Raw genomic sequence first — 26881 nt, forward strand, 5'->3', positions numbered from 1 at the left:
TTAGGCTCGCCACCTTACTCCCCGCCCAAACCCGCAGGATAGATACAGCTGATGAGTAACAGTCACCGCGCCGCCTTTCTCGACCACAGCTCACTCGACTTGGGCGACCTTGACCTGTCCAAGCTGAGCGCCTGCTTTGCCGACCTGCAGTTGTACCCGCACAGCACGCAGGCGCAGACCATCGAACGTTTGCAGGGCGCGCAGGTGGCGATCAGCAACAAGGTGCCGCTGAATGCCGAGGTGTTCGCCGCCTGTCCAGATCTGAAGCTGGTGCTGGTGGCCGCCACCGGGACTAACCCGATTGACCTGACTGCCGCCCGCGCCCATGGCGTAACCGTGTGCAACTGCCAGGGCTACGGCACGCCATCGGTGGCGCAACACACACTGATGCTGCTATTGGCCCTGGCCACGCGCCTACCCGATTACCAGCAGGACGTTCGCGCCGGCCGCTGGCAGCAGGCGCAGCAGTTCTGTCTGCTCGATTACCCGATCGTCGAGCTGCACGGCAAAACCCTCGGCCTGCTCGGTCATGGCGAGCTGGGCGGCGCAGTCGCAAAACTGGCAGAGGCCTTTGGCATGCGCGTGCTGCTCGGTCAGCTGCCAGGTCGACCGCCTCGAGCCGACCGCCTGCCACTGGATGTACTGCTGCCCCAGGTCGATGCCCTGACCCTGCATTGCCCGCTGAACAGCGACACCCTGAACCTGATCGATGCCCGCGAGCTCAGCCTGATGAAGCCCACGGCCTTTCTGATCAATACCGCCCGCGGCGGCCTGATCAACGAGCAGGCCCTGGCCGACGCATTACGTGCAGGCCACCTGGGCGGTGCCGCAACCGATGTACTGACCCAGGAGCCACCAAAAGACGGTAATCCCTTGCTCGCCGCCGATATTCCAAGGCTGATCATCACCCCACACAGCGCCTGGGGCAGCCGCGAAGCGCGGCAACGCATCGTCGGCCAGCTCAGTGAAAACGCTTTGGCATTCTTCAACGGCACGCCCATGCGCGTTGTCAGCTAAGCTACGCGACTTTTTTACAGGAGCGCTTATGGACCCGCGAAGCGAAGTACTGCTGCGCCAGGCCGATCTATTCACCGGCCCACTGCTGCTTGCCGGTTTACCAGCAGATGATCTGCTTGGCCAACTTCCTGAAGCCCACGGCTGGAGCTGGCATGCCGGCGAGCACGCACTGCTGGACGCCCGCTTCAGCACTCGCTGTCACTTTGGCACTCAACCTGGAGAACGCGACTTCCAGGCAGCCGTGCTGTTTCTGCCGAAGTCCAGCGAGCTGACCGAATACCTACTCAATGCCCTGGCGGCGCGCCTGAATGGCCGCGAACTGTTTCTGGTCGGTGAAAAACGTGCCGGCATTGAGCGCGCCGCCAAGCAGCTGGCGAACTTCGGTCAAGCACGCAAGCTCGACAGCGCACGCCACTGCCAGCTCTGGCAAGTACGGGTTGAGTACGCACCCGCCGCGCCGGATCTGCACAGCCTGGCACAACGCTACGAACTGGCCCTGACCGACGGACCGCTGCAGGTGCTTAGTCTGCCGGGCGTATTCAGCCATGGGCGCCTGGACGTAGGCAGTGCGCTGCTGCTTGAGCATCTCGATGGTTTGCCCAGTGGGCATATTCTGGATTTCGGCTGCGGGGCCGGCGTGCTTGGCGCAGTGCTGAAACGCCGCTACCCAGACAGCAAAATCACCCTGCTGGACGTGGACGCTTTTGCCGTCGAAAGCAGCCGTCTGACCCTTGCAGCCAATGGCCTGCAGGCTGACGTGATCAATGGCGACGGCATTGATGCGGCACCTACGGGCCTGAGTGCCATCCTCAGTAACCCGCCCTTTCACCAAGGCGTACACACCCACTACCAAGCCACCGAGCACCTGCTGCGCCAAGCCCGCCAGCATCTGGCTACGAAAGGCGAATTGCGCCTGGTGGCTAACAGCTTTCTTAAATACCCACCGCTGATCGAACAGCACCTCGGCCCCTGCCGGACCCTGGCCGATGCCAAAGGCTTTCGCATCTACCGCGCCAGCAATAGCTAAACGGGGCTTGCCCTATCACGGATGCGCGGGCAGAATGCGCGCGTCCTAGGGGAGTAGTCTCCCGCGAGCGCCAGCTCGCCCGGCACGCGTCAACATACTTGCTCAGCAGAGCATGGCGCGTGCGACCCAAGGCCCACCCAGTGGGGCCTGCGGTTTGACAAGACCTATGACACGCACACCTTACCCGGGGCGGGAAGGCTGTACGTGTCATAGTCATGTTGACCCGCCCCTTTAGGAAAGCCTGATGCTCGAATCCCTGTTTGTTCCCACCTTTATTGTGGCCTTGGCCGAAATCGGCGACAAAACGCAGTTGCTCGCTTTACTGCTGGCTGCGCGCTTTCGCAAACCGTGGCCCATCATTTGGGGCATCGTGGTCGCCACCCTGGCCAACCATTTTGCGGCAGGCGCCATCGGCAACTGGGTTGCCAGCTTCTTCTCCCCCGCCACCTTGAGCTGGATTCTCGCCGCCAGTTTTGTAGCTGTGGCCCTGTGGACACTGATCCCAGACAAACTGGATGACGACGAAAGCTCCAAGTTCAAGCGCTACGGGCCTTTCCTGACCACCCTGATTGCCTTCTTCCTCGCGGAAATGGGCGACAAAACCCAGGTCGCCACGGTGATGCTGGCCGCGCAGTACCCGTACTTTGTTCTGGTGGTCATTGGCACAACCCTCGGTATGCTGATTGCCAACGTGCCAGTGGTACTGGCCGGCAACTTCGCGGCGGAACGCCTGCCACTGACACTGATCCGCCGTGTGGCCGCCTGTGCATTTGCAGCACTGGCGGTGTATGCGGTCTACCAGGCACTGAAATTCAGCGGATTTGTCTGACAGCTAGTTGACGCCAGGAGACTGGCGTTTCGGCCAATACCTCGGCTTCCAGGCGGCTGCTACAGTGCGCAACATTCTGCCCACACAGCCGTCAGGGAGACGCCCATGTCACTGGATGATCGGAAAAAACTGGTCCGCCACCATATAGACCTGTCTTGGAATAAAGGCCGCACGGCGCTGGCAGAACAACTGCACAGCAAAGACTTTCTCTATAAGAGTTCGTTTATTGGCAGACCGCTGACCAGCTCTGCCTTTGCCCAGATGGTGCAGGACATCCGCCATGCCATGCCGGACCTGCAGGTGGTGGTCGAGGAGTGCATCGCCGAAGGCAACAAAGTGGTCACCTGGAGCACCTTGATCGGCACCATCCAGAAACCCGCACTCGGCTACCCGCCCAGTGACAAGGTGCTGAGCATCTCAGCCATGGCCTTCTGGACCATTACCTCCACTAATGAAATTCAGGAAATCTGCACCATGTTTGACATGGAGAGCTTCCGCTCACAATTGGGCCTGGCCACCCAACCCTTTGCGGCCAAAGCCTTGCCCTGATCAACAAACACCCAATAAAAAGCCCCCATTTGGGGGCTTTTTGCTGAACGCGGATTAGCGTGCCTGCTCATACAGCGGCATCACCTTGGGAATAGCTGCCTGCAGAGACGCGATACGGCTATTGGATGACGGGTGCGTGCTCATGAACTCAGGTGGCGCACCTTCACTGGCGGCGGCCATCTTCTGCCACAGGCTGACCGCAGCATTGGGGTTGTAGCCACCCCGGGCTGCGAGCTCCAGGCCAATCAGATCGGCCTCGTTCTCATTGCCACGGCTGTTTGGCAGCATCATGCCGTACTGCACGGCGGCATCGGCCAGCGCCAAACTGTCGGAACCCAGCCCCAGCAAGGCACCGGCGCCCTGCTTGGCCAGCTCAACACCATAGGCTTTGGACATGGACTCACGGCTGTGCTCACGCAGTGCGTGGGCCATTTCGTGCCCCATGATCGCGGCGATTTCATCGTCAGTGAGTTTGAGCTTTTCGATGATCCCGCTGTAGAAAATGATCTTCCCACCTGGGCCGCAGTTGGCGTTCAGCTCAGGGCTTTTGATCAGGTTGACCTCCCACTGCCACTGCGCCGCATCCGGACGAAACAACGGGGCATGCTTGATCAAACGGTCGGCGATGGTGCGCAAGCGCTTGGCATTGTTACTGGTTTTATCCAACACACCCTTACTGGAGGCCTCGCCGAGGGTCTGCTGATAGGACTGCGCATACATCTGATTGACTTCTTGGGTCGAGAGCATGCTGAACATGTACTGCTTGCGCTCGACACCGACAGCGCCGCCGCTGGTGGTGTTTACGGCCTGGCAGGCCGTCAGCAGACTGCAGAGCGCCAAAGCGGCCAGACGAAATGGGGTATTCATGTCAGTTCTCCTTCACGACAGGGACCGTATGCTAGGCCGTGCACCTGGGCAACACAACCCGCAGGCGCTGCAGAATAGGCCGCCGCACACGTTGCTAAATCACAGAATCGAGCTAATGCTTTGAAGCTACACAGCCGATATACCAGGGACAGGTGTAACCCGTAGTTGAGGAGTCCCTATGCGATTCAAATCGATCCAGTCTTCCGTTGCGCTTATGGCGGGGGCCAGCATCCTGGCTGTTATCGTCGCATTGGTACTCTACGCCCTGTTCGCCGGGGGGCGTACCCAGACCCAGGTGCAAGAGCGCACCCAGGCACTGCTCGAAACAGTGATTGATCAGCGCCTGAACGCCCTGGCTCAAGCACAGGTTGGACAACTGCAGCGCCAATTCGAACGCCCCATGACCGTTGCCAAATCCCTGGCCACCCTCAACAGCCAGATGGCCAGTGCCGATGGCAGCCCCGGTATCAGCCTGACTCGCGAGGAACTGAGCAAACTGGTCAGTGAGTACCTCAAGGTCAACCCAGAACTCATCGACCTCTATATCGGCTGGGAACCGAATGCGTTCGACCAGGACGACGACCTCTATGTTGACCAAAAAGAGAATGGGTACGACAACACCGGCCGTTTCATGCCCTGGTGGTACCGAGAAGGTAACCAAATCAAGCTCGACGCACTGACTGTTGAGCAAATGGAAAGTGAAGAAATTCAACCCACCGGGGTGCGCACAGGCGAGTATTACCTGTGCCCCAAGGAAACTGGCAAACCCTGCGTAATTGACCCCGCCTCCTACGATTTTGGCGGCAAGCAGGTGCTGGTTGCCGCCTTCAACGCGCCGATCATGGTCAATGGTCAATTCCGCGGCGTAGCTGGCAACGACCTGGCGCTGGACTTTATTCAGGAGCTGCTCACTACCGCCAAGGCCGGGTTGTATGACGGCGCGGGGGAACTGGCCTTGATTGCCTCCAACGGCACCCTGATCGCCGCAACCCAGGACGCCACATTGATTGGCCAACCGGCAAGCAAGGCGATTGATGCCGAGCTGCTGAGCCAGCTCAAGCAGAGCAGCAATGAGCAGCCAATCAACAAACTCGACGAAGAGCGCCAACTACTCCAACTGCTGCTGCCGTTCCAAGTGGCTGGCACCTCGACACGCTGGACCCTGGCCATCGTTCTGCCAACCAGTGCCGTGTTTGCGGACCTGAATGAACTGCAGGCCGGCCTCACTCAGCAGGCCGAAGCAGATACCTTGGGCATGGCATTGGTGGGTTTACTGGTTGCAGGCCTTGGCATGCTGGTGATCTGGTTCGTCGGCTATGGCATCGCCCGCCCACTGCGACAGATGGTGGTCATGCTCGACGACATTGCCCAGGGCGATGGCGATTTGACCCGTCGCCTGGACGTGAACCGCAGCGATGAACTGGGCGATATCGCCAGGGGCTTCAACACCTTCCTCGGTAAGCTACAAAGCATGATTACCCAGGTGGTCAGTTCGGTGCAGAAAGTCAGCGACTCTTCCGAACACACCGCCGACATCGCCATCCGCACCAACACGGGCGTACAGAAGCAGCTGGCGGAGATCGAGCTGGTCGCCACCGCCGTACATGAAATGACCGCGACCGCCCAGGACGTGGCACGCAACGCCACCCATGCCGCCGAAGCCGCCAACCATGCAGACCGCGCCGCCAATCAAGGCAAACAGACAGTGCAACACACCGCCGAGGCAATTGCCGCCCTGGCACAAGAAATTGGTCGCGCGGTCACCGTGGTACAAACGCTGGCCAAGGACAGCGAGAACATCACCGCGATCCTGGTCGCCATTCGCGGGATTGCCGAGCAAACCAACCTGCTGGCACTCAATGCTGCCATCGAGGCCGCCCGTGCCGGCGAACAGGGTCGCGGCTTTGCCGTGGTAGCCGATGAGGTGCGCAATCTGGCGCAGAAAACCCAAAAGGCCACCGAAGAAATCCAGACCATGATCCAGCAACTGCAACAAGGCACTCGCGATGTCGTCACGGTCATGGAAGACAGCCAGAGCAAGACCGAGGTCAGCGTGCAGCAGGCCAGCCAGGCCGCTGAGGCACTGGAGTCCATCACTCAGGCGGTCTCGGTGATCAATGACATGAACACGCAGATCGCCAGCGCCGCCGAGGAGCAAAGTGCAGTGGCCGAAGACATCAACCGTAACGTCACCAACATTGGCCAAGTGGCCAATGAAGTGGCCGGTGGCGCTGATGAAGCCAGCCAGGCCAGCGCCGAATTGACCCAACTGGCCGAACAGCAACGTCGCTTGATCAATCAGTTCAAGGTTTGACTACGCGTAAGCAAAAGGGCGGACTGCTATGCAATCCGCCCTTTTTTTGCATCTTGTTAATAACCTAGGCCGGCGTCAGGCACTCAGGCGCATCCAGCTTGGGATCATTGATCAGATTGGCCAGAACCCGCTCACGCAGCGCCGGTTGCGGGCTCGCCAATAAAGCCTGCAACTCAACCGCCGGTGTGTCGGCAGCTAACCAGGCCGCCTGACCTGAGTCATCGAGAATCAGCGGGCGCCGCTGGCTAGCAGCCGCCTGAGTCACCACTGCGGCGCTCAAGTAGACACACCCCTCCACCGGATAAGCCTCCCATAAGGCGGCGAAATACAGCGGCGTAGCATCACCCGTAAGCCAGTACGGGCGCTTGCGCGCAGTGCCACGCCACTCATAAAAGCCGTTGGCAGGAAGTAGGCCGCGGCGCAGACGAAACGCCTCACGAAACATCGGCTGTTCCGCCAGGGTTTCCGCTCGCGCCTGGGCGGGAGTCCTGGTCAGGTCCGTCAGCCAGGGCGGAGTCAGCCCCCAGCGTGCACGCGTCAACTGGCGCTCGCCCTCGACATTGCGCAGCAGCAACACCTGACTATGCGGCGAAATACTCCAGTGCGGTAACTGATCAGCAGGAAAACCGGGAATCGCCGCAAATGCAGGCGTCCAACGGAACAGGGCATAACGTCCACACATGGGGAAACTCGATAACACTTGAAGGAAAGGCCGCTGGGCCGACGCGCTGCAGACCGCAATCAGCAGAGCAACGTACCTTGTAAGTTATCCGGCTCGTCGCCGGGCAGAGGCAGGGCGGCATTGTACGCGGCGATCAGCTGATGCGCGCGGTGCGCGTGGTCATCCTCCACCATCACACCAAGCAGACCACAGGCCGGCAACTCGCCCACAGCGCCGGCCAAGTGCTGCCCCGTGAGGTAGGCCTCGATTCCTTCACTGGCCAGCATACCCAGCAGCAGCTCGCCCTCCATCAGGTCTTGCGGCTCGTAGATTCGCTGCATCAATCATTCTCCCCGCGCGCGTCCAGGCTCCAGTCCTCGCCATCCGTCTGCAGCGAAAACACAATCGGCCGGCAGCACACCGGACAGTCTTCGATGTACTCCTGATCGCCTCCCGACAGATCGAGCAACGCCTCAGCTTGCTCACCACAATAAGGACATTGGTAGTCCTGACTTTCTAGCATCGCTGCCTCCTTGTGACTTGGCGTTATAATCGCCGGTCTATAGCTGGCCCTGCAGTCGCGTGTTGTTCCATCTCACGCCCGACGTTCAGCGCAGTGAGCATCTCCACAGCCACCCACAACAAGAGAGCATGATGGGCGAATTCGATGCCATCCGACCTTACGCCGACGCCGAAGTCCCTGCCGTGTTGGCACGCCTGCTTGCCGACGATGCGTTTCTCGGCATCCTCACTCAGTTCCGCTTCCCGCGCCTGGCATCTTCGCTAGGCTGGCTGCTTAAACCACTTATAGCCTATCGCCTGCGTCTTGAGTTTCGCGACGTGAGTTCAGTGGCGCAATTACAGACGCGCATCGAGAGCTATGTCGATCGCACTATCGAGCAGGCGACCGATGGCGTGAGCTACTCCGGTATCGAACACCTGCAAGCCGGTAACGCTTATCTGTTTCTGGCTAACCACCGCGATATCGTCATGGACCCGGCGTTCGTCAACTATGCGGTGTACCACGCCGGCCTGCCAACGCCGCGTATTGCCATCGGCGACAACCTGTTGCAGAAGCCCTTTGTCAGCGACCTGATGCGCCTGAACAAGAGTTTTATCGTGCACCGTTCGATCAACGGACGGCGCGAGAAGCTGGCGGCTTACCAATTGCTGTCGGCATACATCAATCACTCGATCCGCAATGATGGCGAGTCGATCTGGATCGCCCAGGCCGAAGGCCGCGCCAAGGATGGTGATGACCGTACCGATTCGGCGATCCTCAAGATGTTCCATATGAGCCGCAAGGGTGAACCATTCGCCGAGGTGATCAATGCCCTGCGCCTGACGCCGGTGTCAATCAGCTACGAGTACGACCCCTGCGACCAAGCCAAGGCTCGCGAGCTGTTTATCCGCGCCAGCAGCGGCAGCTACACCAAAGCGGCGGGCGAGGATGACCAGAGCATTGCCCTCGGCATTACGGGCTACAAAGGTCGCGTGCATGTGCACTTCGGTGCGCCGGTCAGCCAAGGGATTGAAGACAGCAAACTGCTGGCTGCGGAAATGGACAGGCAGATTCTCACCGGCTACCGGCTATTTCCTGTGCATTACCTGGCCTACGCCATGTGGGCGGATCGCGACCCGGAACTGGCCGTACCCAGCGCCGCAGACGTATTTCCTGCCGAGGAGCTCAGTGCGGCCAAGAATGAATGGCTGCGACGCCTGGCCAACTGCCCGAACGAGCAGCAGCCCTATCTGATTCTGCAATACGCCAACCCGGTGCGTAACCAGTACCGGATCAAGGCTGGTCTGCCGCTTTAGGCAAACCGCGGCAATAAAAAACGGCAGCCCATGGCTGCCGTTTTTTATTGCTACAAAGGGCGTGTTACAGCCGCGTGCTAAGCCAGGAAAGCAGCAGTGCGCCCCCCAGGCAGACATAGCCAAACCGGACGAAAAACTGGTTCAGCCGCCATGTAGGTTCATCACAGGCGTAGGCCTGCTCCGCCAGCTCATTCAACTCATTACCCGCCAACACGCGGGCCTGTGCACGCTGCTCACGCAGACGGGTAGCCAACAGCAACCAGGCGCCGGCCAAGGCAAAAAACACCGCCAGCCCATTAAGCCACTGCCCAGGCTGACCTTCGATCAGCAACCAAAGCGCTTGCAACGACATCCTCGACCTCTACTACGTCTATAAGGCATGCGACCAACATCGCGCCTAATTAGCAGCACACCCGATGCACAATCGGGCAGCCCAAATACGGTCGCGAAGTCTACCGAAGGTTGCAGCACTCGCGGCTCGATTCCGACGAATCGCAGTCACTATGACTAAGCGGTCTAAACACTGTCATCTTCGTGGACTATGGTCTAACACTCGTCCCAACGCCCTGGCCAAAAAGGCTTCAAGCACGGCGACAGGTTTTAAACATCCATGGAGGAACACACCATGCTGCATGCCCAACCGCAAGACCGCGATTACCTGATCGACTCGCTGGATGAGGTGGACGATGTGGTAAACGGGCTGTCTTTCAATGTGCAGGACGACCACTGGCTGGTCTATTGCGCCATGGGCGGCCACGAGCATTACGCCCTGCCCGACATCGACACACGCACGGGCATGAGCCTGCCCGAGTTCTATAGCGAAGCCGCCTGAAAGGCAGCAGCACAGATGTAAAAAAGCCCGGAGTCACCCGGGCTTTTTCATTACTGCAATACGGATTACTGCCCGAGCATCTGGCCGATGGTCGGATCCTTGAAAGCGCGGGTCAGGGCGTCGCTCAACACGTCGCCAACCAACTTGGTGTTGGTTGCCTGGTTTGGCGCCATGCCGAAGCGCTGGTTCAACGAGGCGCCGTAACGGCCGCTGTAGCGACGGCTGCTGTTCTGCACATCAACGCGGAAAGTCGCGGTCATGTCAGCTTCGGTTACGTACATGCCTTCTTTCGGCGACTGGTATTTCAGTTCGGCCAGGGTCAGGGTCAGCTGCGGTGCGTTGTAGGCATTCGCGCTTGGGGTAAAGCCGAGCAAACGTACAGCCGCTTCAGCCTGGGCCTGCAGCTTGGGCAGGATGTCCTGGCCGCTCACGCTGATGGCGCTGGTTTCCGGGTAGAGACCACCGCGAGTTCCCAATACTGGCGAAGGACGGCCATCGGCTACGCGCACCACCACCGGCTGGCCTTGGCCAACAGCGGTCAGCGGGCTATTAAGCTTGGGTTGTGGGCTGAGTTGTTGCGGGCTGTGGGCACAACCCACCAGAGTAAGGCTGGCAACAGCCACCAGACCAAACAGCAGACGATGCAGCATGCTCAACTCTCCATACATAAGGGGGTAGAAGTGGCGCGCAGTATAACCAGCGCGGCAAATGCCTGACAGCGCTGCTTGCCAGGGCCTGCTGCCATTTCTCACAGCAATGCAGCTCGCGATGAAACGGCGACAGGGCCTAGGACGCTTATCGCGCTTACTGGTTCCCGTAACACCCCTGTAACCCACGTCAGGCATAAGACTTTAGTCTTCCTTGTTCGTGAGTGATTCGCCATGTTCTCACTGCGCAACCTGCTCGCCCCACGCCGCCCGATGCGCTCATTTGCCCTGGTCGATGCGCAAGGCATCTGCCGCGCCCTGCGCCAGTCAACCCAGGCGCCACAAGGCTCCGGCTGGATTGAGGTGCAACACAGCTGCCTGAGCTGGCTCAATCGACCGCTGCCCGCTAGCGCCAGAACTGCCCAGGTCACGCCATGCCTGCGCGTGCGGCAAACGCTGGCAGCCTGACCGGCGGAAGAAGAAAAGTCACGCTAGGCGATCAATTTTCCTGCTTTGCCCTTATAATCTCGCCCCGATTATAAGGACGCCTCCTGTTCGGGCCTTGCCGTATCGCTGATGCTCCATTGCACCAGCTCCGCCCCAGAGAGTCGCCCACTTCGCGCTGCCTTCCGGCTGCCGCTTACTCCCACGTATAACGCCTGCAATCGCTGCATGGCCGTTCTATGTCGTAGAAAAGCGTGCCCAGCAGACGTGTTTTGAGGTTCACGACTCCAAAAGAGCGTGGAAAGAACGGTTTGGAAAACTTCACAAGAGTGTGGCGAAAATGAACGATCTCGCGGTTGGCATCTGCTTCCAGAAGCCTGCTTTCCTCAACCCTGAGCGTCTCGCCGACTGCTGATTGGCTGTGTGCATACATAAGCTGACGAACGTCTATTGAGTGCTGGTTTGCGGAGAAGTGGTAATGGCGCAAAACGATTACGAAACAATGGATGTGGTGCTGGTGGGTGCCGGCATCATGAGTGCGACCTTGGCCGTACTGCTGAAAGAGCTCGACCCGGCGATCAAGCTGGAAGTGCTCGAAATGATGGAATCGGGGGCAATCGAAAGCTCCAACCCCTGGAACAACGCAGGCACCGGCCACGCCGGCCTGTGTGAGTTGAACTACACGCCGGAGTCGGCAGACGGTTCGATCGACATCAAGAAGTCGGTAACCATCAATACTCAGTTCGAAGAGTCCAAGCAGTTCTGGGCCTACTTGGTCGAGAAAGGCCGCTTTGGTTCGCCCAAATCGTTCATCAATCCAGTGCCACACCTGAGCTTCGTTCGCGGCCAGAAAGGTATCGATTACCTGAAGAAGCGCTTCCAGGCGTTGACCGTGCACCATGCCTTTGCGGACATGGAATACACCGAAGACAAAGCCACCCTGGCGGAGTGGATGCCGCTGATGATGCCGGGCCGCGACCCGAACGAGCCAATTGCAGCCACTCGCGTCATGGCGGGCACCGACGTCAACTTCGGCAACCTGACCACGCACCTGCTCGCACACCTCGGCCAGCAAGCTGATGCCAAGGTTTCCTGCAACCAAAAAGTGGTTGGCCTGAAGCGCAGCGGCCAAGGCTGGCGGGTCAGCGTCAAGGACCTGCAAAGCGGCAACAACCGCGAGATCCAGGCTAAATTCGTCTTCCTCGGCGCTGGTGGCGCGGCGCTGCCGCTGCTGCAGATGTCTGGCATCCCGGAAGGCAAAGGCTTCGGCGGCTTCCCGGTCAGCGGCCAGTGGCTGCGTTGCGACAACCCGGACGTGGTCAAACAGCATCAGGCCAAGGTCTATAGCCAGGCAGCCGTGGGCTCGCCACCGATGTCAGTGCCTCACCTGGACACCCGCGTGGTAGACGGTAAAACCTCGCTGCTGTTCGGCCCCTATGCCGGCTTCACCACCAAGTTCCTCAAGCGCGGTTCGTTCCTTGATCTGCCGCTGTCGATTCGCTTTAACAACATCGGCCCAATGCTGGCCGTGGCGCGCGACAACTTTGACCTGACCCGCTACCTCGTCAAGGAAGTGCTGCAATCCGAAGCCCAGCGCCTGGAAACCCTGCGCGGCTTCTATCCACTGGCCAAGGCCGAGGACTGGAGCCTGGAAATCGCCGGTCAACGCGTGCAGATCATCAAAAAGGATGCGAAGAACGGCGGCATCCTGCAGTTCGGGACCGAACTGGTAGCAGCCGAAGACGGCTCCATCGCTGCCCTGCTCGGCGCATCGCCAGGCGCTTCAGTGACTGTCTCGATCATGCTTGATCTGATCCAGCGCTGCTTCGGCACGCAGGTCAAATCAGAGCAGTGGCGCAGCAAACTGAACGAGATCTTCCCAGCCATGGGCGCAGTGCTCGCCAGCGATGCCGAGCGCTACCGCGAAGTGCAATCGCGCTCCGACGCGTTGCTGCAGTTGGAACAAACCGTCAGCGCCTAAACCGCACTGCAATAAAAAACCGCCTCTCGGGGCGGTTTTTTATTGCCTTTCATTCGCTGAAGGCCGTTTCAGGCTAATCGCGTATTTAAGCGGATGTGGGCATCGGCCGGAAACTGAAGTAATGCCGCAAGGCATCAACCATCTCGACGTAATCACCTGGGGGCGCGACCAGGGCGAAACCCGAGTCATAACTGCCGGGGGTGACATCCTCTCGGGACCATTGGCAGGTGGCCGAAAAGTCGATGTAGTGCGGGGCATCGTGCCCAGGAATTTTCAGACGCATATCAAAACGCGCGCCCACTAACAGGGGTAGCTGACTGATTAACATCAACCCGTCCAATGAGACATTACCGATATAGCCCATGGGCTTGTCGGTGATGCGATTGAATACCTTCAGGTAGTAGGGCAGTTGATGGCGTTCGATGCTGCGCTGAATATGCTTTTGCATAGTGGCAAATCGCTATTGATGGCCATTGAGTATGGCCCCACTACTGCGCTTAAACCAGTTTCAGGAACAGCGTTCAGACACCCGACTCTGGAGTTGCTGACGGGCGGTATCAACCTGCTCATCGCTGTAATAGCTGCGCTGACCATCCGCCTCGGTGCGGTAATAGCTTCGCCCCTCAGGGATCGAGGCCAGTTTTTTGCGCAGCTCGTGACATTCCTCGGCGCGTTTGGCCTGTTTTTCCGCAGCCACAGCCGAAACCTGCGCCTGCTCGTCGCGGCGTGCATCGTAAAACCGATTGGTACGCTCTTCGCGCTCACGGGTCAGCTGATCGCGTTCGACCACCTGCGGTTTGACTTCGACCTTTTCGGCTCCAGCCGCCGCTGGACGCTGACCGAAGTGCACCTGGCCATTGGCGTCGGTCCAGCGATAGATTTCCGCAGCCGCCAACCCCGGCAATAGCAACAGGCACAACAAGACGCGCATGGATTCCCTCCCTAAGAACCTGTTCACGATCTAGCGAGCTAGAGCCATACAAGACAAAAACAGGCGAGGAAGCGGAGTTTACTCGCTGTAAATGAGCATTCCGAGCCTGTTTTTAACGCAGTAGGGCCGACGCGCAGCAGACCGTGAGCAGGTTATAAAACCTCAGCTTACTGCCGAGTAGACCCTTCTTTGTCCTGTGACGACCAACGGTCAGGGCTTGACCGGGGTGACCTTGACCGCCGCACCAGCGCCTTCATGCCCCAGCTCGCGCAGAGTATCCATGCGTGCACGGGCGCGATAGGCGTACTCGCTGGCCGGGTAGTTGGTGACGATGAACTGATAGGTCTGCATCGCATCAACGAACAGCGCCTGACGTTCCAGGCACTGGCCGCGCAGCAGGGAGATTTCCGGCTGCATGTAACGCCGCGAACGGCTGTTGCGCTCGGCCTTGGACAGCGACAGGATCGCTGCTTCGCACTCGCCACGGTCATAGGCCTCATAGGCACTATTGAGGTGGTGATCAAACGAGTAACGGTTGCACCCCGCTACACCCAGCACCAGCAGAACAATAAACACTAAGCGCATAAGCCTCTCCTCCGATGAGCAGTGTATCGACTGCCCAGGAAAATTCTGCAGCAACATATCCTCTGATGGGTAATGCCGCCAGCCACTTGGCCACCGCCCGCTCGCCTGACTAGACTGGCGCGCAACGGCCATTGCGCCCAGGAGCTGTCATGTCGTCGTCACCTCGCCTGTTAGTGCTGCTGTGTACCGCTCTGTTGAGCGCCTGCTCGCCCACCACACCGCTGTTTATTGCGCAGATCACCACCAACGAAGTGGTCGAATACAAAACCCTGAAGAACAACCGCATGCTCGCAGCCATTGAGGATGAAGGCGACCTGCTGACCTACAGTGCCCAGGCCATCCGCGACGCCAAAAGCGAACAAGCCGAGCAGCTGTACCTCACCGGTTACCGTGACGAGAAGCTCAGCGATGAGGTGCGTGCCATCTCGCTGTACCAGATCGGCCTACTCTATATGAACCGTTTCAACGACCAGCGCGACGACAATAAAGCGCTCAACTATTTCTATCAGGTGCTTAACCAGTTCCCATCCAGCCGGGCTGCCGAACGGGCCGAGGCGCGGATTGTGATGATCCGCGAGCGCGCAGACGAGCCCGTACACAAGACCTCCCGCGAACTGCTGGCACACTGGAAGCCCAACCAGCAACTTGACCTGTACAAGCCCAGCCTCGATACCGACATGACCCTGCTGTCGCGCCGCGCCGTACTGAAAAACCGCGTCAGTGAGGCTGAAGAGCTGTACCTGCTGGCCTTGAGCGACCCCGGCATCCCTGCAGACATCAAGGAAAAAGCCTTGTACCAGCTCGGCCTGATGTACCTGGCCCCGGATAACCCACAGGCCAGCCGCGACAAGGCCATCACCTACCTGCGTCGTCTACTGGTGCAATTCCCCAATAGCGACCTGAACACCAAGGCCGCCCGCCATCTGGACCAGGCACTTAATCGCTAGCAGGTGGGCCAAGGTAGTACAGAGGAACAATGACTACAGGGTTGCGGCATAGTAGCCTCATGCGCAGCTGCCACTCAGGAGTCTGTGCATGACCTTTCGCCGCACCAAAATCGTCGCCACCCTCGGCCCCGCTAGCAACAGCCCAGAGGTGCTTGAACAACTGATCATCGCTGGCCTGGATGTCGCCCGCCTGAACTTCTCCCACGGTTCGCCCGATGAGCACAAAGCCCGCGCCAAGCTGGTGCGCGAATTGGCTGCCAAACACGGCCGTCACGTAGCGCTACTGGGTGATCTGCAAGGCCCAAAAATTCGTATCGCCAAATTCGCCAACAAGCGCATTGAGCTCAAGCTAGGCGACCGCTTCACCTTCTCCACCAGCCATCCGCTGACTGCCGGTACGCAAGACATCGTCGGCATCGACTACCCGGACCTGGTCAAGGATTGCGGCGTCGGTGATGAGCTGCTGCTCGACGACGGCCGCGTGGTCATGCGCGTGATGGAAGCCACCGCAGATGCCCTGCACTGCGAAGTGATCATCGGCGGCCCGCTGTCCGACCACAAAGGCATCAACCGCCGTGGCGGCGGCCTGACTGCGCCGGCGCTGACCGAGAAAGACAAGGCAGACATCAAACTGGCCGCCGAGATGGAGCTGGATTACCTGGCCGTATCCTTCCCACGCGATGCCGACGACATGCATTACGCGCGCAAGCTGCGCGACGAAGCCGGCGGCACCGCCTGGCTGGTGGCGAAGATCGAACGCGCCGAAGCGGTAGCCGACGACGAAACCCTCGACGGCCTGATCCGCGCCAGTGATGCGGTGATGGTTGCTCGTGGTGACCTGGGTGTAGAGATCGGCGACGCCGAACTGTGCGGCATCCAGAAGAAAATCATCCTGCACGCGCGACGCCACAACAAGGCGGTGATCACCGCGACGCAGATGATGGAGTCGATGATCCAGAACCCGATGCCAACCCGCGCGGAAGTCTCCGACGTAGCAAACGCCGTGCTCGACTACACCGATGCGGTGATGCTCTCGGCGGAAAGTGCCGCCGGTGCCTACCCGCTGGAAGCCGTGCAGGCCATGGCGCGCATTTGCCTGGGTGCGGAAAAACACCCAACCAGCAAAAAATCCAGCCACCGCATGGGCACCGAGTTTGAGCGCTGCGACGAAAGTATCGCCCTGGCGGCCATGTACACGGCCAACCACTTCCCCGGTGTGAAAGCGATCATCGCCCTCACCGAAAGTGGCTACACGCCGCTGATCATGTCGCGCATACGTTCTTCGGTGCCGATCTTCGCCTTCTCTCCGCACCGCGAAACCCAGGCCCGCGCGGCCATGTTCCGCGGCGTCTACACCGTACCTTTCGACGCAGCCGCCTTGCAACCGGCGGAAGTCAGCCAGGCCGCGGTGGACGAACTGCTCAAGCGCGGCGTGGTGCAGGCCGGTGATTGGGTAATCCTGACCAAGGGCGACAGCTACCACACCATCGGCGGCACCAACACCATGAAGCTGCTGCATGTCGGTGAAGCACTGGTGTAACTGCTGCACTGCAACGCAAAAGGCCGCTCAATCGAGCGGCCTTTTTGTTTGCCTCAAGGCATCAGGCGAACTTGCTGAAGTCCGGCGTGCGCCGCTGCATAAAGGCCGTCAGCGCTTCGATAGCTTCTGGCGAGCGCAGGCGCTGGCCGAACAAGGCGCCCTCTTCCTCGATAACCCTACGCAGTTGCTCGCGATCCGGTGCGCGCATCAGGCGTTTGCTATCCGCAACGGCAGCCGGTGCCAACTGTTGAAAGCGCAGGGCCATTTCGCGAGCCTTGGCCAGGGTTGCCGAGCCGCTATCCAGCGCCTGATTGGCGATGCCCCAGGTTGCAGCCTGCTCACCGGTAAAGCTCTGCCCGAGCAGCAGCAGTTCGGCAGCGCGGGCGTGACCGAGCAGGCGCGGCAGGATCAGGCTGGAACCGTATTCAGGACACAGGCCCAGGTTCACAAAGGGCATCTTCAGCGTGGCATCACGGCTGACATAGACCAGGTCGCAGTGCAGCAGCATGGTCGTGCCGATACCCACCGCCGGACCGTTGACGGCGGCCACCACTGGCTTGCTGAACTCGAACAGCGCCTGCATAAACTGGAACACTTCGCTGTTCAGCCCGGTGGGCGGCGCCTTGATAAAGTCGGCGACATCATTGCCGCTGGTAAAGCAGCTGTCGCCGCCGGTGATCAGCACGGCGCGCACGCTTTTATCCTCATCAGCCTGCACCAGCACTTCAGCCATGCCGCTGTACATGGCGCGGGTCAGGGCATTCTTCTTGTCGGGGCGGTGCATGCGCAGAGTCAACAGCCCTTGTTCACGCTCTACCAGCAGGTGCTCGCTCATCATCAATCCTCACGGCAGGCCACCCGCGAGCTGAGAACCTGAACGGCTAGCGCGCGTGGGGCAAAAAGACGTCAGCGAAAACCTGACTGCGCGGTAAACCCGCCAGATACAGGCGGCGCGCAAAGGTTTCGACGCTGTCGGGGTGGCCGCAGAGTAAGGCGATGGTTTGCCGTGAAACAAGGCGCAGTTCGGCCAAAGCAGCCGTCAACTCGGCCGTGGTGAGCAACTCGACCTGCACCTGCGGATGGCTGGCAGCCAACGCCTGCAAGGGCTCAGCCAGATAATGTGCGGCCGCATCATGGGCCAGGTGAATAACCCGAATGACGCCCTGATGCTCCTGACGTATTGCCTCACGCAGCACCCCATAGAGCGGCGCCAAGCCGGTGCCAGAGGCCATCAGCCAAAGCGGACGGGCTTGCCAGTCCGGGTCATAGTGCAGCGCCGCACCGCGCAATTCGCCCAATCGTAGGCTGCCACCCGGCTGAAACGCCCGCGCTGCCGTGGCAAAGGCACCGCCGTGTCGACAGTCAATATGAAATTCCAGCCAAGGATCGTCGCCCGGCACGCTGGCCAGCGAATAAGGTCGGGCTATGCCGTCCTCAGTCCAGAGTTGCAGGTGCTGGCCGGCGCTGTAGCGCAGCGGCCGCTGTGGGGTCAGGCGCAGACGCAGCACATCGCTGCTGAGCCAATCGCAACTGTGAATAACGGCGGGAGCGGCATCGCGCAGCGGGTCGAATACCTCGATGCTCACGTCCTCGACCACCCGACACTGGCAAGCCAGGCGCCACCCCTGCTCACGCCGCGCATCGTCCAGGGCTTCCGGTTTGCCATCGAGCAACTCGCCACCCACGCAACGCACCAGGCAGGCATGACAACTGCCGGCGCGGCAGCTGTAGGGCACGGTAATACCGGCAGCCAGCAGGCTGTCCAGCAGGTTACTGGCGGGGGCGACATCAAGGCAGCGATCAGCGGCCCGCAACTCAGGCATCCACATCCTCCCAGGTCGCCGCGCAACGGTTACGGCCGTCGCGTTTGGCCTGGTAGAGCGCCTGATCGGCACGTTGCAGGGCTTCGTCGAGATCATCGTGCACGGTCAACAACGTCATGCCGATGGACACGCTCAGGCTGGCCACCTTCACACCCAGCGGCTCGGCGCGGCTAAAGGCCTCACGCAAACGCTCGCAGCAGGCGGTGAACTGATCGGCTTCGGTATTGGGTAACAACAACACAAATTCCTCACCGCCGTAGCGGGCTACCACATCACCATCGCGCAGGCAGGCGCGGGCGACTGCAGCGAACGTTTGCAGAACGCGGTCCCCAGCAGCGTGACCATGGATATCGTTGATCCGTTTGAAATGATCCAGATCGAGCAGCGCCAGACCGTGCTGACGCCCATGATGCAGCCCTTCCAGTTCACGACTGGCAAGACGCAGGAAGTGCCGGCGATTACACAGGCCGGTCAACTCGTCAGTGGCGGCCAGGTCTTCCAGTTGACGCATCATGCCACGCAGCGTGTCCTGATGCGCCTGCAGGGCAAAACGCCGTTGGCGCATGCGCTGACGCATAGCTTGGGCGTAACTGGCAAACAGACACAGCCACACCAGCACCACGGCCAGCACACACGCCTGCATAAAGGCCGCACGCGGCTCATTCAACTGCAGGGTATAGGCTTCATACAGGTTCAAGCCGGCAAAACCGAAGAAGGCAAACAGCGCGCAACGGGCGAAGACCCGCGGCGGCAACTGAAACACGCCGAATAGCATGATCAGCAGGTAAATCACCAGCATGCTGCCGCGCCCTTCGCTGAACAGTGACAGCAGCACCGTCAGCCAGGCCAACGCCACCAGCACCTGCGGTTCAGTCAGGCTGGGGTCGGACAATCGCAGGTTGAAATGGGACAGAAACAGCACGAGGAACACCAGCTGGCTAGCGGCGGCCAAGGCAGTAATGGTCAGCGCCGTAAGAGGCGAGGCATGAAACAGCCCAGCGAATACAGCAGCCCAGCACAGCAGCCCAGTCATTGCATAGGTCGCCACTGCCATGCCGAAACGCTTCAGCAGCAGGCTTTGCAGTGATCGCTGGGTTACCCGCTGGCTACTTAGGCTCATGGGTTTATGGGCTCCGTCCCATGCTGGCATCTAGCCGCCACTCTACCCCTGTGATCACAGAATGCCTAGGCCGCTGCCGCGTCATTAGTCGGCTCAAATAGCCGACCAGCGACCATGGTCTGGGCCGGCACAGGTGTCCGCCTGGCGGTGTGCGCGGTATACTGCCGCGCCTTTTTATCTTGTGCTTTGGCTATGCCCTTTGACCTTGATAGCACTGCGCAGGGCCGTGACCCTGCGCTGTTCGAAGTTCCTGCCCTACTCCTCCCCTACAAAAAGGAGCGCCAAGCATGACCGTGATCAAGCAAGACGACCTGATCCAGAGCGTCGCCGACGCCCTGCAATTCATCTCCTATTACCATCCCGTGGATTTTATCCAGGCCATGCATGAGGCCTACCTGCGCGAAGAGTCCCCCGCCGCGCGCGACTCCATGGCGCAGATCCTGATCAACTCGCGCATGTGCGCCACCGGTCATCGGCCGATCTGCCAGGACACCGGCATCGTCACCGTATTTATCCGCGTCGGCATGGACGTGCGCTGGACCGGCGCCACCATGAGCGTCGACGACATGATCAACGAAGGCGTGCGCCGCGCTTACAACCTGCCGGAAAACGTCCTGCGTGCCTCGATCCTCGCCGACCCAGCCGGCGCACGTAAGAACACCAAAGACAACACCCCGGCCGTCATCCACTACTCCATCGTCCCTGGCGACAAGGTGGAAGTGGATGTCGCTGCCAAAGGCGGCGGCTCCGAGAACAAATCGAAGATGGCCATGCTCAACCCGTCCGACTCGATCGTTGACTGGGTACTCAAGACCGTCCCGGAAATGGGCGCCGGCTGGTGCCCGCCGGGCATGCTCGGCATCGGCATCGGCGGCACCGCCGAGAAAGCCGCGGTAATGGCCAAGGAAGTGCTGATGGAGCACATCGACATCCATGAGCTGAAAGCCCGCGGCCCGCAGAACAAGATCGAGGAAATGCGCCTCGAACTGTTCGAAAAAGTTAACCAGTTGGGCATCGGCGCCCAGGGCCTCGGCGGCCTGACCACCGTGCTCGACGTGAAGATCATGGATTACCCAACCCACGCCGCAAGCCTGCCGGTGTGCATGATCCCCAACTGCGCCGCCACCCGTCACGCCCACTTCGTGCTTGATGGCAGCGGCCCAGCCGAACTGGAAGCGCCAGATCTGTCCGCCTACCCGGAAATCGCCTGGGAAGCGGGCCCGAGCGCGCGCCGAGTTGATCTCGACACCCTGACACCAGAAGACGTGCAAAGCTGGAAGCCGGGTGAGACCGTGCTGCTCAACGGCAAGATGCTCACCGGCCGCGACGCCGCGCACAAGCGCATGGTCGACATGCTGAACAAGGGCGAAGAGCTGCCGGTGGACCTCAAAGGCCGCTTTATCTATTACGTCGGCCCGGTCGACCCGGTGCGCGAAGAAGTCGTCGGCCCAGCCGGCCCGACCACCGCCACGCGGATGGACAAATTCACCCGGCAGATCCTCGAAAGCACTGGCCTATTGGGCATGATCGGTAAATCCGAGCGCGGCCCGATTGCCATCGAAGCGATCAAGGACAACAAGGCCGTGTACCTGATGGCCGTCGGCGGCGCTGCTTATCTGGTCGCCCAGGCGATCAAGAAGTCGCGCGTGGTGGCATTCGCCGAACTGGGTATGGAAGCCATCTACGAGTTCGACGTGAAAGACATGCCAGTTACCGTGGCGGTCGACACCAAGGGCGAGTCGGTGCATATCACGGGACCTGCGATCTGGAACAAAAAGATCCACGACAGCCTGGCCGTCGAGATCAAGTAAGCCCTGCGGCAAAAACAACAAACCCGGCCATGTGCCGGGTTTGTTGTTTTTAGCACTCGCGAACGCAGCGTCAGATTGAGCGGCCAGCCAGGCTGTGAACTACCAGGCAAGCTAGGCAGAAATACCAACCATCCATCCAGCAACCCGTCTCTGGGTGAACTCCCCGCGCTCGCTAAGTGTCTGTCTGCTGTCGGCCCGCCGGGTGGATTGCATGGCCATTTGCCCAGCGAGCAGCTGCATAGCGCCACTCCATCCCGATCGCCTAACTGCTCATGGCAATGCGCCTGGCCGGCCTTTATCGCACCCGCCTGAGGGTTTCGTTCAATCGCCATGTGAAGATTGCCCCATGTCCCTATCTCGCCATCTCCCATACATTTCTAGCCCTTTGCACAACCTCGCCTTCGCTACCTGCCTGCTGGCAGGCGTGAGCGCTCAAGCCGAAGAAAACGCCAGCAGCAACCGCTGGGTCAGCGACAGCCTGAACACCTATGTACGCAGCGGCCCAACCGACGGCTACCGGATCGTCGGCACCCTGGTTTCCGGGCAAAAGGTCACCCTGCTGCAAACCTCCGGCGATTACAGCCAGGTGCGTGGCGAAAACGGCAGCGCCGTATGGATCGCCAACCGCGACCTGCAGGACGTTCCTGGTCAGGCAGAGCGCCTGCCGCAGCTGGAACAGCAAGTGGCGCAACTGAGCAGCGAACTGGAAGGCATCAACGACACCTGGAAAACCCGCGTGCAAGGCATGCAGGAAACCCTGGATTCGCGCAAAACCCTGATCGACGAACTGCAAACCGCGCGCTCATCCCTAGACAGCGAACTCAGCCAGGCCAACGCGGAATTACGTGAACTGCAAGCGCAACTGGGCGAGGAACACCAGCAAGTGCTAATGCGCTATATGGCCTACGGCGCTGGCATCGCCGGCGCCGGGCTACTCGCAGGGCTGGTTCTGCCGACCATGCTGCGCGTAAGGCGTAAGCGCAATGATCAGTGGGTTTGAGGGCTGGCCAAATAAACATGCCGGCAACCTGAAATAAAAGACTCTTGGCAGCCTGGCGGCCAACCATCTGTCACGGGTAGAGTTTGAATGAGCTACTTCTAAAATCTGGATAGTTTCTAGAACAACTGGGACGACTCAGTCGTACACATGCATGAACTGACTTTCTGGTTTAATACCAATCGCAACCGGCACGCCCATGCAGTCGCAACTCGATCCACGCTTCTACTACCTAGCCAATTTTCGCCAAGCCCTTACCTGGCTGCAGGCGCGCTATGCCGATCTGCTGAGCGAGGCAGAGCATGAGTTTGTTCGGCAGTTCTTCGCCCTGGATACGCCCTCCCAGGCCCTGCTGGTGCGGATGATCATGCGCAAGGGCAGCCACTTTCGGCTGAGCAAGTTGAGTTACGAGGAAATCGGTTGCGCGCGCCAGGCGGCAACTCCGCTGCTTGAGGCGGGCTGGGTGCGGCATGACGCAGAACTCTCCCTGGAGGAGCTGTTCAAGCTGCTGCGCAAGGATGAAGTGCTCCAGCATCTGGCTGGCCACGGCTCACGGAAGTCGCAGAACAAATCCGAGCTGTTGGCGCAACTGACCGAGACTTGTGCCGAGCCACGCGCCTTTGCCGCATGGTGCCCGGGCAGTGAAGAGCAGATTGTCTCCCTGACTATTGATGCGCTGTGCGAGCGTCTACGCCTGATGTTCTTCGGCAATCTACGCCAGGACTGGTCCGAATTCGTTCTCGCCGAGCTCGGTATCTTTCGCTATGAGCGCGTGGAGTTGACGCCCGACTCGCGGGCCTTTCGTCACCGGGCAGATGTGGACTGCTACCTGCACCTGCAGCGCAGCCGCGAGCAGTTCGAGGCCGGCGAGCCGCTTGCAGATGTGCTGCAGCAGATCAGCGCCTTGGTCTGCGATACACCCTTCCTGGCCGCGCGACGTAATAAGCTGTTGTTCCGTATGGGCCAGCAATTGGAACGTGAGGCCGACCTGGAAGGTGCACTGGCGTTCTACACCGACTGCCGCTATGTCGGCGCTCGCTTGCGGCAGATCCGCGTACTGGAGCGCCTGGGCCGCCCAGAGCAAGCCTACAAGCTGACGCTGCAGGCCATCCAGACACCGGAAAATGATGCTGAAGCCCAGGCGGTGGAGCGCGCGTGGACCCGGCTGGCCCGTCAGCTTGGGCAACCGCTGCCCGGCAAGGCCAAGCCAATACCACCCGCACGGATTGATCTGAGCCTGCCGAGGCCTGAGGCGCAGAGTGTCGAGTTTGCCGTCAAAGCTCATCTGCACGAGCCCGACGCGCCGGTTCATTACGTCGAGAACAGCCTGATCTGCAGCCTGTTCGGCCTGCTCTGCTGGCAGGCCATCTTCGCGCCGGTGCCAGGGGCATTCTTCCACCCGTTCCACACCGCCCCGGTTGATCTGTTCAGTGCCGACTTCCATACCCAGCGCGAAGAGCTGTTTGCCAGCTGCATGGCTCACTTCGACTCGGATACCTACAAACAGGTAATCCGCGAAAACTACGCGGCTAAATTCGGCATCCAGTCGCCGTTTGTATTCTGGGCCGCGCTGGACGAAACCTTGCTGGAGCAAGCGCTCGACTGCCTACCCGCCGCGCACCTGCGGGCCTGGTTCAAACGCCTGCTGCTGGACATCAAAGCCAACCGCGCGGGCATGCCTGACCTGATCCAGTTCTGGCCGGCCGAGCAGCGCTACCGGATGATTGAGGTGAAAGGCCCAGGCGACCGCCTGCAAGACAACCAGCGGCGCTGGCTGGCCTTCTGCGCCGAGCACGGCATGCCGGTGGATGTGTGTTACGTGCAGTGGGCCGACGCGTGAACTATCAGGTGGCGGTGCGCGCGTTGTGCGAATTTACCGCCAAGGTCGGAGACCTCGACTTGCGCTTTACCCCCTCGCCCACCGCCCAGGAAGGCATGACCGGGCACGCCATCGTGGTGGCCAGACGCGGCCCGAGCTACTACGCCGAATTACCGTTGAGTGGCGCATACCAGGGCTTGAAGGTTCGCGGCCGGGCGGACGGTTACGACCCCGAAGAAAACCTGCTGGAGGAAATCAAGACGCACAGGGGCGATATCAGCCGCATTCCGGAAAATCATCGCCTGCTGCACTGGGCCCAGGCCAAGGTCTACGGCTGGCTACTCTGCCAGGAACGCGACATGCCAGAGATCAACCTGGCAGTGGTCTATTTCAACGTCATCACCCAGCATGAAACCGCCTTCCACCTGACCGCCACAGCGGATGAACTGCGTAAATTCTTCGAGCTGCAGTGCAGCCTATATATCCGCTGGGCCGAGTACGAACGCGAGCACCGCCGCCAGCGCGATGAAGCCCTGGTGCGCCTGCGCTTTCCCCATGTCGAGTTTCGCAGCGGCCAACGCCAACTGGCGAATCAGGTCTACCGCGCCGCACGTGATGGCCACTGCCTAATGGCTCAAGCCACCACCGGAATTGGTAAAACCCTCGGCACCCTGTTTCCGCAGCTCAAGGCATTCCCCGAGCAGCAGCTGGATCGGTTGTTTTTTCTTACCGCAAAAACACCGGGCCGACGCCTCGCGCTGGATGCACTGGCCACCCTACGCAGCAAGGAAGAGGCGATGCCGCTGCGGGTGCTGGAACATGTGGCGCGCGACAAGGCCTGCGAGCACCCCGACAAAGCCTGCCATGGCGACTCGTGCCCGCTGGCCAAAGGTTTTTACGACCGCTTGCCCGCCGCCCGCCAAGCCGCACTCGAAGGCCAATGGCTGAGCCATGAAAGCGTGCGGGCAACTGCCCTAGCGCATCAGATCTGCCCTTATTACCTGAGCCAGGAACTGTGCCGCTGGGCGGATGTGGTGGTCTGCGATTACAACTATTACTTCGACATGGGCGGTCTGCTGTATGGCCTCACCCAGCTCAATGAGTGGCGCATCACCCTGCTGGTGGACGAAGCCCACAACCTGATCGAGCGCGCGCGCGGCATGTACACCGCAGAACTCAATCAGCAGCGCTTTGAAGCGGTACGGCGCATCGCGCCGAGCGTGATGAAGGCGCCGCTGGAGCGTATCAGCCGGCACTGGCGGCAGCTTGAGCGCGATCAGGAAGTGGCGTATCAGGTTTACCCCACCGCGCCGGACCTGTTCGTCATGGCGCTGCAAAAGGCAGTCAGCACCCTCACCGACCACCTGAGCGAGCAGCCGGCTGGTAATGCCAGCGAGCTGCTGCACTTCTACCTCGATGCCATGCTGTTCTGCCGGCTGGCCGAGGCCTTTGGCGCGCACTCGCTGTTCGATATCAGCCGCGACGAGGGTAGTGGTCAATCGGTGTCCACCCTGTGCATCCGTAATATCGTGCCTGCGCCGTTTCTCGCCCCGCGCTTCGACGAGGCCCACAGCTGCACACTGTTTTCCGCCACCCTGAGTCCGGCGAACTATTACGCCGACCTGCTCGGCCTACCGGAAGAAACACCCTGGATCGATGTGGAATCGCCCTTCAGCGCCGAGCAGCTGCAGGTCCAGGCCGTCAGCAATCTGTCCACCCGCTACGCCCATCGCGACTTCTCGCTGGCGCCCATTGCTGCCCTGATTGCCCGCCAATACGCGGAAAAACCGGGCAATTACCTGGCCTTCTTCAGCAGTTACACCTATCTGCAGGCAGTGCTGCATGAGCTGCAGATGGCGCACCCGCAGATCCCGGTCTGGCAGCAATCACGACAAATGGATGAAGTCGAGCGCCAGGCCTTTCTTGATCGGTTCTCCAGCACGGGCCGCGGCATCGGTTTTGCCGTGTTAGGCGGCGCCTTTGGCGAAGGCATCGACTTGCCCGGCGATAGACTGATTGGAGCGTTTATCGCCACCCTTGGTCTGCCGCAGATCAACCCGGTCAATGAAGAGATCAAACAGCGCATGGAGGTGATGTTCGGCAGTAACAACGGCTACGGCTACACCTACCTCTACCCGGGCTTGCAGAAGGTCGTGCAGGCCGCCGGCCGGGTTATTCGCACCGTTCAGGACCAGGGCGTGGTTTACCTGATCGATGACCGCTTCAACCAGCCGGCGATCCGCAAACTGCTGCCCACCTGGTGGAAGGTCGAACGCTGCCGTTTGCCGTTAAACAAGGACCCGGTTCTCTAGCCGCGCAAGC

Annotated in this window: 27 protein-coding genes and 1 riboswitch; of the genes, 15 read left to right on the forward strand and 12 right to left on the reverse strand. The window is 60.4% G+C overall.

Annotated features, from left to right (window positions below; genetic code table 11):
• Positions 1-51: 51 nt before the first annotated feature.
• The 4 genes from HBN63_RS08430 to HBN63_RS08445 all read left to right on the forward strand — a co-directional run bounded on the left by HBN63_RS08430 (position 52) and on the right by HBN63_RS08445 (position 3422).
• Positions 52-1017 (forward strand): 2-hydroxyacid dehydrogenase, encoded by a 966-nt coding sequence (locus HBN63_RS08430; protein WP_170049090.1) that lies wholly within the window; start codon positions 52-54, stop codon positions 1015-1017.
• A 28-nt stretch (positions 1018-1045) separates the two neighbouring features.
• Positions 1046-2044, forward strand: coding sequence for a class I SAM-dependent methyltransferase (locus HBN63_RS08435; protein ID WP_170049091.1), 999 nt, complete (start codon positions 1046-1048; stop codon positions 2042-2044).
• A 36-nt stretch (positions 2045-2080) separates the two neighbouring features.
• Positions 2081-2212, forward strand: a riboswitch (yybP-ykoY riboswitch).
• 76 nt (positions 2213-2288) lie between these two features.
• Positions 2289-2873: a TMEM165/GDT1 family protein gene (locus tag HBN63_RS08440; protein WP_090255215.1), complete on the forward strand. Its 585-nt coding sequence runs from the start codon at positions 2289-2291 to the stop codon at positions 2871-2873.
• Between the two features lie 105 nt (positions 2874-2978).
• Complete coding sequence (locus HBN63_RS08445) at positions 2979-3422, forward strand: ketosteroid isomerase-related protein (protein WP_167147700.1); 444 nt, start codon at positions 2979-2981, stop codon at positions 3420-3422.
• 54 nt (positions 3423-3476) lie between these two features.
• Here HBN63_RS08445 and HBN63_RS08450 read toward each other — a convergent pair whose 3' ends face one another.
• A complete protein-coding gene (locus tag HBN63_RS08450; RefSeq protein WP_160088728.1) occupies positions 3477-4289 on the reverse strand; it encodes a M48 family metallopeptidase in 813 nt (270 codons plus the stop codon).
• A gap of 178 nt (positions 4290-4467) precedes the next feature.
• Between HBN63_RS08450 and HBN63_RS08455 the strand changes: the two genes are divergently transcribed.
• Positions 4468-6603 (forward strand): methyl-accepting chemotaxis protein, encoded by a 2136-nt coding sequence (locus HBN63_RS08455; RefSeq protein ID WP_170049092.1) that lies wholly within the window; start codon positions 4468-4470, stop codon positions 6601-6603.
• Positions 6604-6667: 64 nt separating this feature from the next.
• Here HBN63_RS08455 and HBN63_RS08460 read toward each other — a convergent pair whose 3' ends face one another.
• Genes HBN63_RS08460 through HBN63_RS08470 form a run of 3 tightly spaced genes read right to left on the reverse strand, consistent with a single transcriptional unit; the run spans position 6668 to position 7787 of the window.
• Positions 6668-7285 (reverse strand): SOS response-associated peptidase, encoded by a 618-nt coding sequence (locus HBN63_RS08460; RefSeq protein WP_170049093.1) that lies wholly within the window; start codon positions 7283-7285, stop codon positions 6668-6670.
• 59 nt (positions 7286-7344) lie between these two features.
• Positions 7345-7605 (reverse strand): DUF2007 domain-containing protein, encoded by a 261-nt coding sequence (locus tag HBN63_RS08465; RefSeq protein WP_170049094.1) that lies wholly within the window; start codon positions 7603-7605, stop codon positions 7345-7347.
• Positions 7605-7787, reverse strand: a complete 183-nt coding sequence (locus HBN63_RS08470) for a CPXCG motif-containing cysteine-rich protein (protein ID WP_170049095.1) — start codon at positions 7785-7787, stop codon at positions 7605-7607. Before HBN63_RS08470 ends, HBN63_RS08465 begins: the two co-directional genes overlap by 1 nt.
• A gap of 128 nt (positions 7788-7915) precedes the next feature.
• On the opposite strand from HBN63_RS08470, the gene HBN63_RS08475 reads away from it, so the two are divergent.
• Positions 7916-9082, forward strand: coding sequence for a 1-acyl-sn-glycerol-3-phosphate acyltransferase (locus tag HBN63_RS08475; protein ID WP_170049096.1), 1167 nt, complete (start codon positions 7916-7918; stop codon positions 9080-9082).
• Positions 9083-9146: 64 nt separating this feature from the next.
• Here HBN63_RS08475 and HBN63_RS08480 read toward each other — a convergent pair whose 3' ends face one another.
• Positions 9147-9434: a hypothetical protein gene (locus HBN63_RS08480; RefSeq protein WP_170049097.1), complete on the reverse strand. Its 288-nt coding sequence runs from the start codon at positions 9432-9434 to the stop codon at positions 9147-9149.
• A gap of 273 nt (positions 9435-9707) precedes the next feature.
• Here HBN63_RS08480 and HBN63_RS08485 point away from each other — a divergent pair, with 273 nt between their 5' ends.
• Positions 9708-9914 carry a hypothetical protein gene (locus HBN63_RS08485; RefSeq protein WP_170049098.1) on the forward strand — a complete coding sequence of 69 codons (207 nt, stop codon included), beginning with the start codon at positions 9708-9710 and terminating at the stop codon, positions 9912-9914.
• A 65-nt stretch (positions 9915-9979) separates the two neighbouring features.
• Here HBN63_RS08485 and HBN63_RS08490 read toward each other — a convergent pair whose 3' ends face one another.
• Positions 9980-10564 carry a YajG family lipoprotein gene (locus tag HBN63_RS08490; RefSeq protein ID WP_090255237.1) on the reverse strand — a complete coding sequence of 195 codons (585 nt, stop codon included), beginning with the start codon at positions 10562-10564 and terminating at the stop codon, positions 9980-9982.
• Positions 10565-10795: 231 nt separating this feature from the next.
• Between HBN63_RS08490 and HBN63_RS08495 the strand changes: the two genes are divergently transcribed.
• Both HBN63_RS08495 and mqo read left to right on the forward strand, forming a co-directional pair.
• Positions 10796-11029: a hypothetical protein gene (locus tag HBN63_RS08495; protein ID WP_170049099.1), complete on the forward strand. Its 234-nt coding sequence runs from the start codon at positions 10796-10798 to the stop codon at positions 11027-11029.
• Positions 11030-11483: 454 nt separating this feature from the next.
• Complete coding sequence (gene mqo, locus HBN63_RS08500) at positions 11484-12986, forward strand: malate dehydrogenase (quinone) (protein WP_167147682.1); 1503 nt, start codon at positions 11484-11486, stop codon at positions 12984-12986.
• A gap of 85 nt (positions 12987-13071) precedes the next feature.
• Here the strand turns inward: mqo and HBN63_RS08505 are convergent, their stop codons facing one another.
• The 3 genes from HBN63_RS08505 to HBN63_RS08515 form a co-directional block, all read right to left on the reverse strand.
• On the reverse strand, positions 13072-13434 hold the full coding sequence (locus HBN63_RS08505) for a PilZ domain-containing protein (RefSeq protein ID WP_167147679.1): 363 nt from the start codon (positions 13432-13434) through the stop codon (positions 13072-13074).
• Positions 13435-13494: 60 nt separating this feature from the next.
• The gene (locus HBN63_RS08510) at positions 13495-13917 is read right to left on the reverse strand and encodes a DUF4124 domain-containing protein (protein ID WP_160088746.1); all 423 of its coding nucleotides are present in this window, start codon (positions 13915-13917) and stop codon (positions 13495-13497) included.
• A 210-nt stretch (positions 13918-14127) separates the two neighbouring features.
• Entirely contained in the window at positions 14128-14502 is a 375-nt protein-coding gene (locus tag HBN63_RS08515; protein WP_160088748.1) for a tetratricopeptide repeat protein, read from the reverse strand.
• Positions 14503-14651: 149 nt separating this feature from the next.
• Here HBN63_RS08515 and HBN63_RS08520 point away from each other — a divergent pair, with 149 nt between their 5' ends.
• Positions 14652-15449 (forward strand): tetratricopeptide repeat protein, encoded by a 798-nt coding sequence (locus HBN63_RS08520; protein WP_160088750.1) that lies wholly within the window; start codon positions 14652-14654, stop codon positions 15447-15449.
• A gap of 88 nt (positions 15450-15537) precedes the next feature.
• Positions 15538-16989 (forward strand): pyruvate kinase, encoded by a 1452-nt coding sequence (pyk, locus tag HBN63_RS08525; RefSeq protein ID WP_170049100.1) that lies wholly within the window; start codon positions 15538-15540, stop codon positions 16987-16989.
• 61 nt (positions 16990-17050) lie between these two features.
• Here the strand turns inward: pyk and HBN63_RS08530 are convergent, their stop codons facing one another.
• The 3 genes from HBN63_RS08530 to HBN63_RS08540 are packed head-to-tail and all read right to left on the reverse strand — an operon-like array spanning position 17051 to position 19932.
• Positions 17051-17824 carry an enoyl-CoA hydratase gene (locus HBN63_RS08530; RefSeq protein WP_170049101.1) on the reverse strand — a complete coding sequence of 258 codons (774 nt, stop codon included), beginning with the start codon at positions 17822-17824 and terminating at the stop codon, positions 17051-17053.
• Positions 17825-17870: 46 nt separating this feature from the next.
• On the reverse strand, positions 17871-18812 hold the full coding sequence (locus tag HBN63_RS08535) for an iron-sulfur-binding ferredoxin reductase (protein WP_170049102.1): 942 nt from the start codon (positions 18810-18812) through the stop codon (positions 17871-17873).
• Positions 18805-19932, reverse strand: coding sequence for a GGDEF domain-containing protein (locus HBN63_RS08540; protein WP_160088758.1), 1128 nt, complete (start codon positions 19930-19932; stop codon positions 18805-18807). Before HBN63_RS08540 ends, HBN63_RS08535 begins: the two co-directional genes overlap by 8 nt.
• Positions 19933-20219: 287 nt before the next feature.
• Between HBN63_RS08540 and HBN63_RS08545 the strand changes: the two genes are divergently transcribed.
• The 4 genes from HBN63_RS08545 (at position 20220) to HBN63_RS08560 (ending at position 26871) form a co-directional block, all read left to right on the forward strand.
• Entirely contained in the window at positions 20220-21743 is a 1524-nt protein-coding gene (locus tag HBN63_RS08545) for a fumarate hydratase (RefSeq protein ID WP_170049103.1), read from the forward strand.
• A 346-nt stretch (positions 21744-22089) separates the two neighbouring features.
• The gene (locus HBN63_RS08550) at positions 22090-22743 is read left to right on the forward strand and encodes a TIGR04211 family SH3 domain-containing protein (protein WP_170049104.1); all 654 of its coding nucleotides are present in this window, start codon (positions 22090-22092) and stop codon (positions 22741-22743) included.
• Positions 22744-22939: 196 nt separating this feature from the next.
• Positions 22940-24580, forward strand: coding sequence for a VRR-NUC domain-containing protein (locus tag HBN63_RS08555; protein WP_170049105.1), 1641 nt, complete (start codon positions 22940-22942; stop codon positions 24578-24580).
• Positions 24577-26871: an ATP-dependent DNA helicase gene (locus HBN63_RS08560; RefSeq protein WP_170049106.1), complete on the forward strand. Its 2295-nt coding sequence runs from the start codon at positions 24577-24579 to the stop codon at positions 26869-26871. Before HBN63_RS08555 ends, HBN63_RS08560 begins: the two co-directional genes overlap by 4 nt.
• Positions 26872-26881 lie beyond the last annotated feature (10 nt).

Origin of the sequence: Pseudomonas sp. WS 5011 (assembly GCF_012985775.1) — a bacterium.
Classification (GTDB): domain Bacteria; phylum Pseudomonadota; class Gammaproteobacteria; order Pseudomonadales; family Pseudomonadaceae; genus Aquipseudomonas; species Aquipseudomonas peli.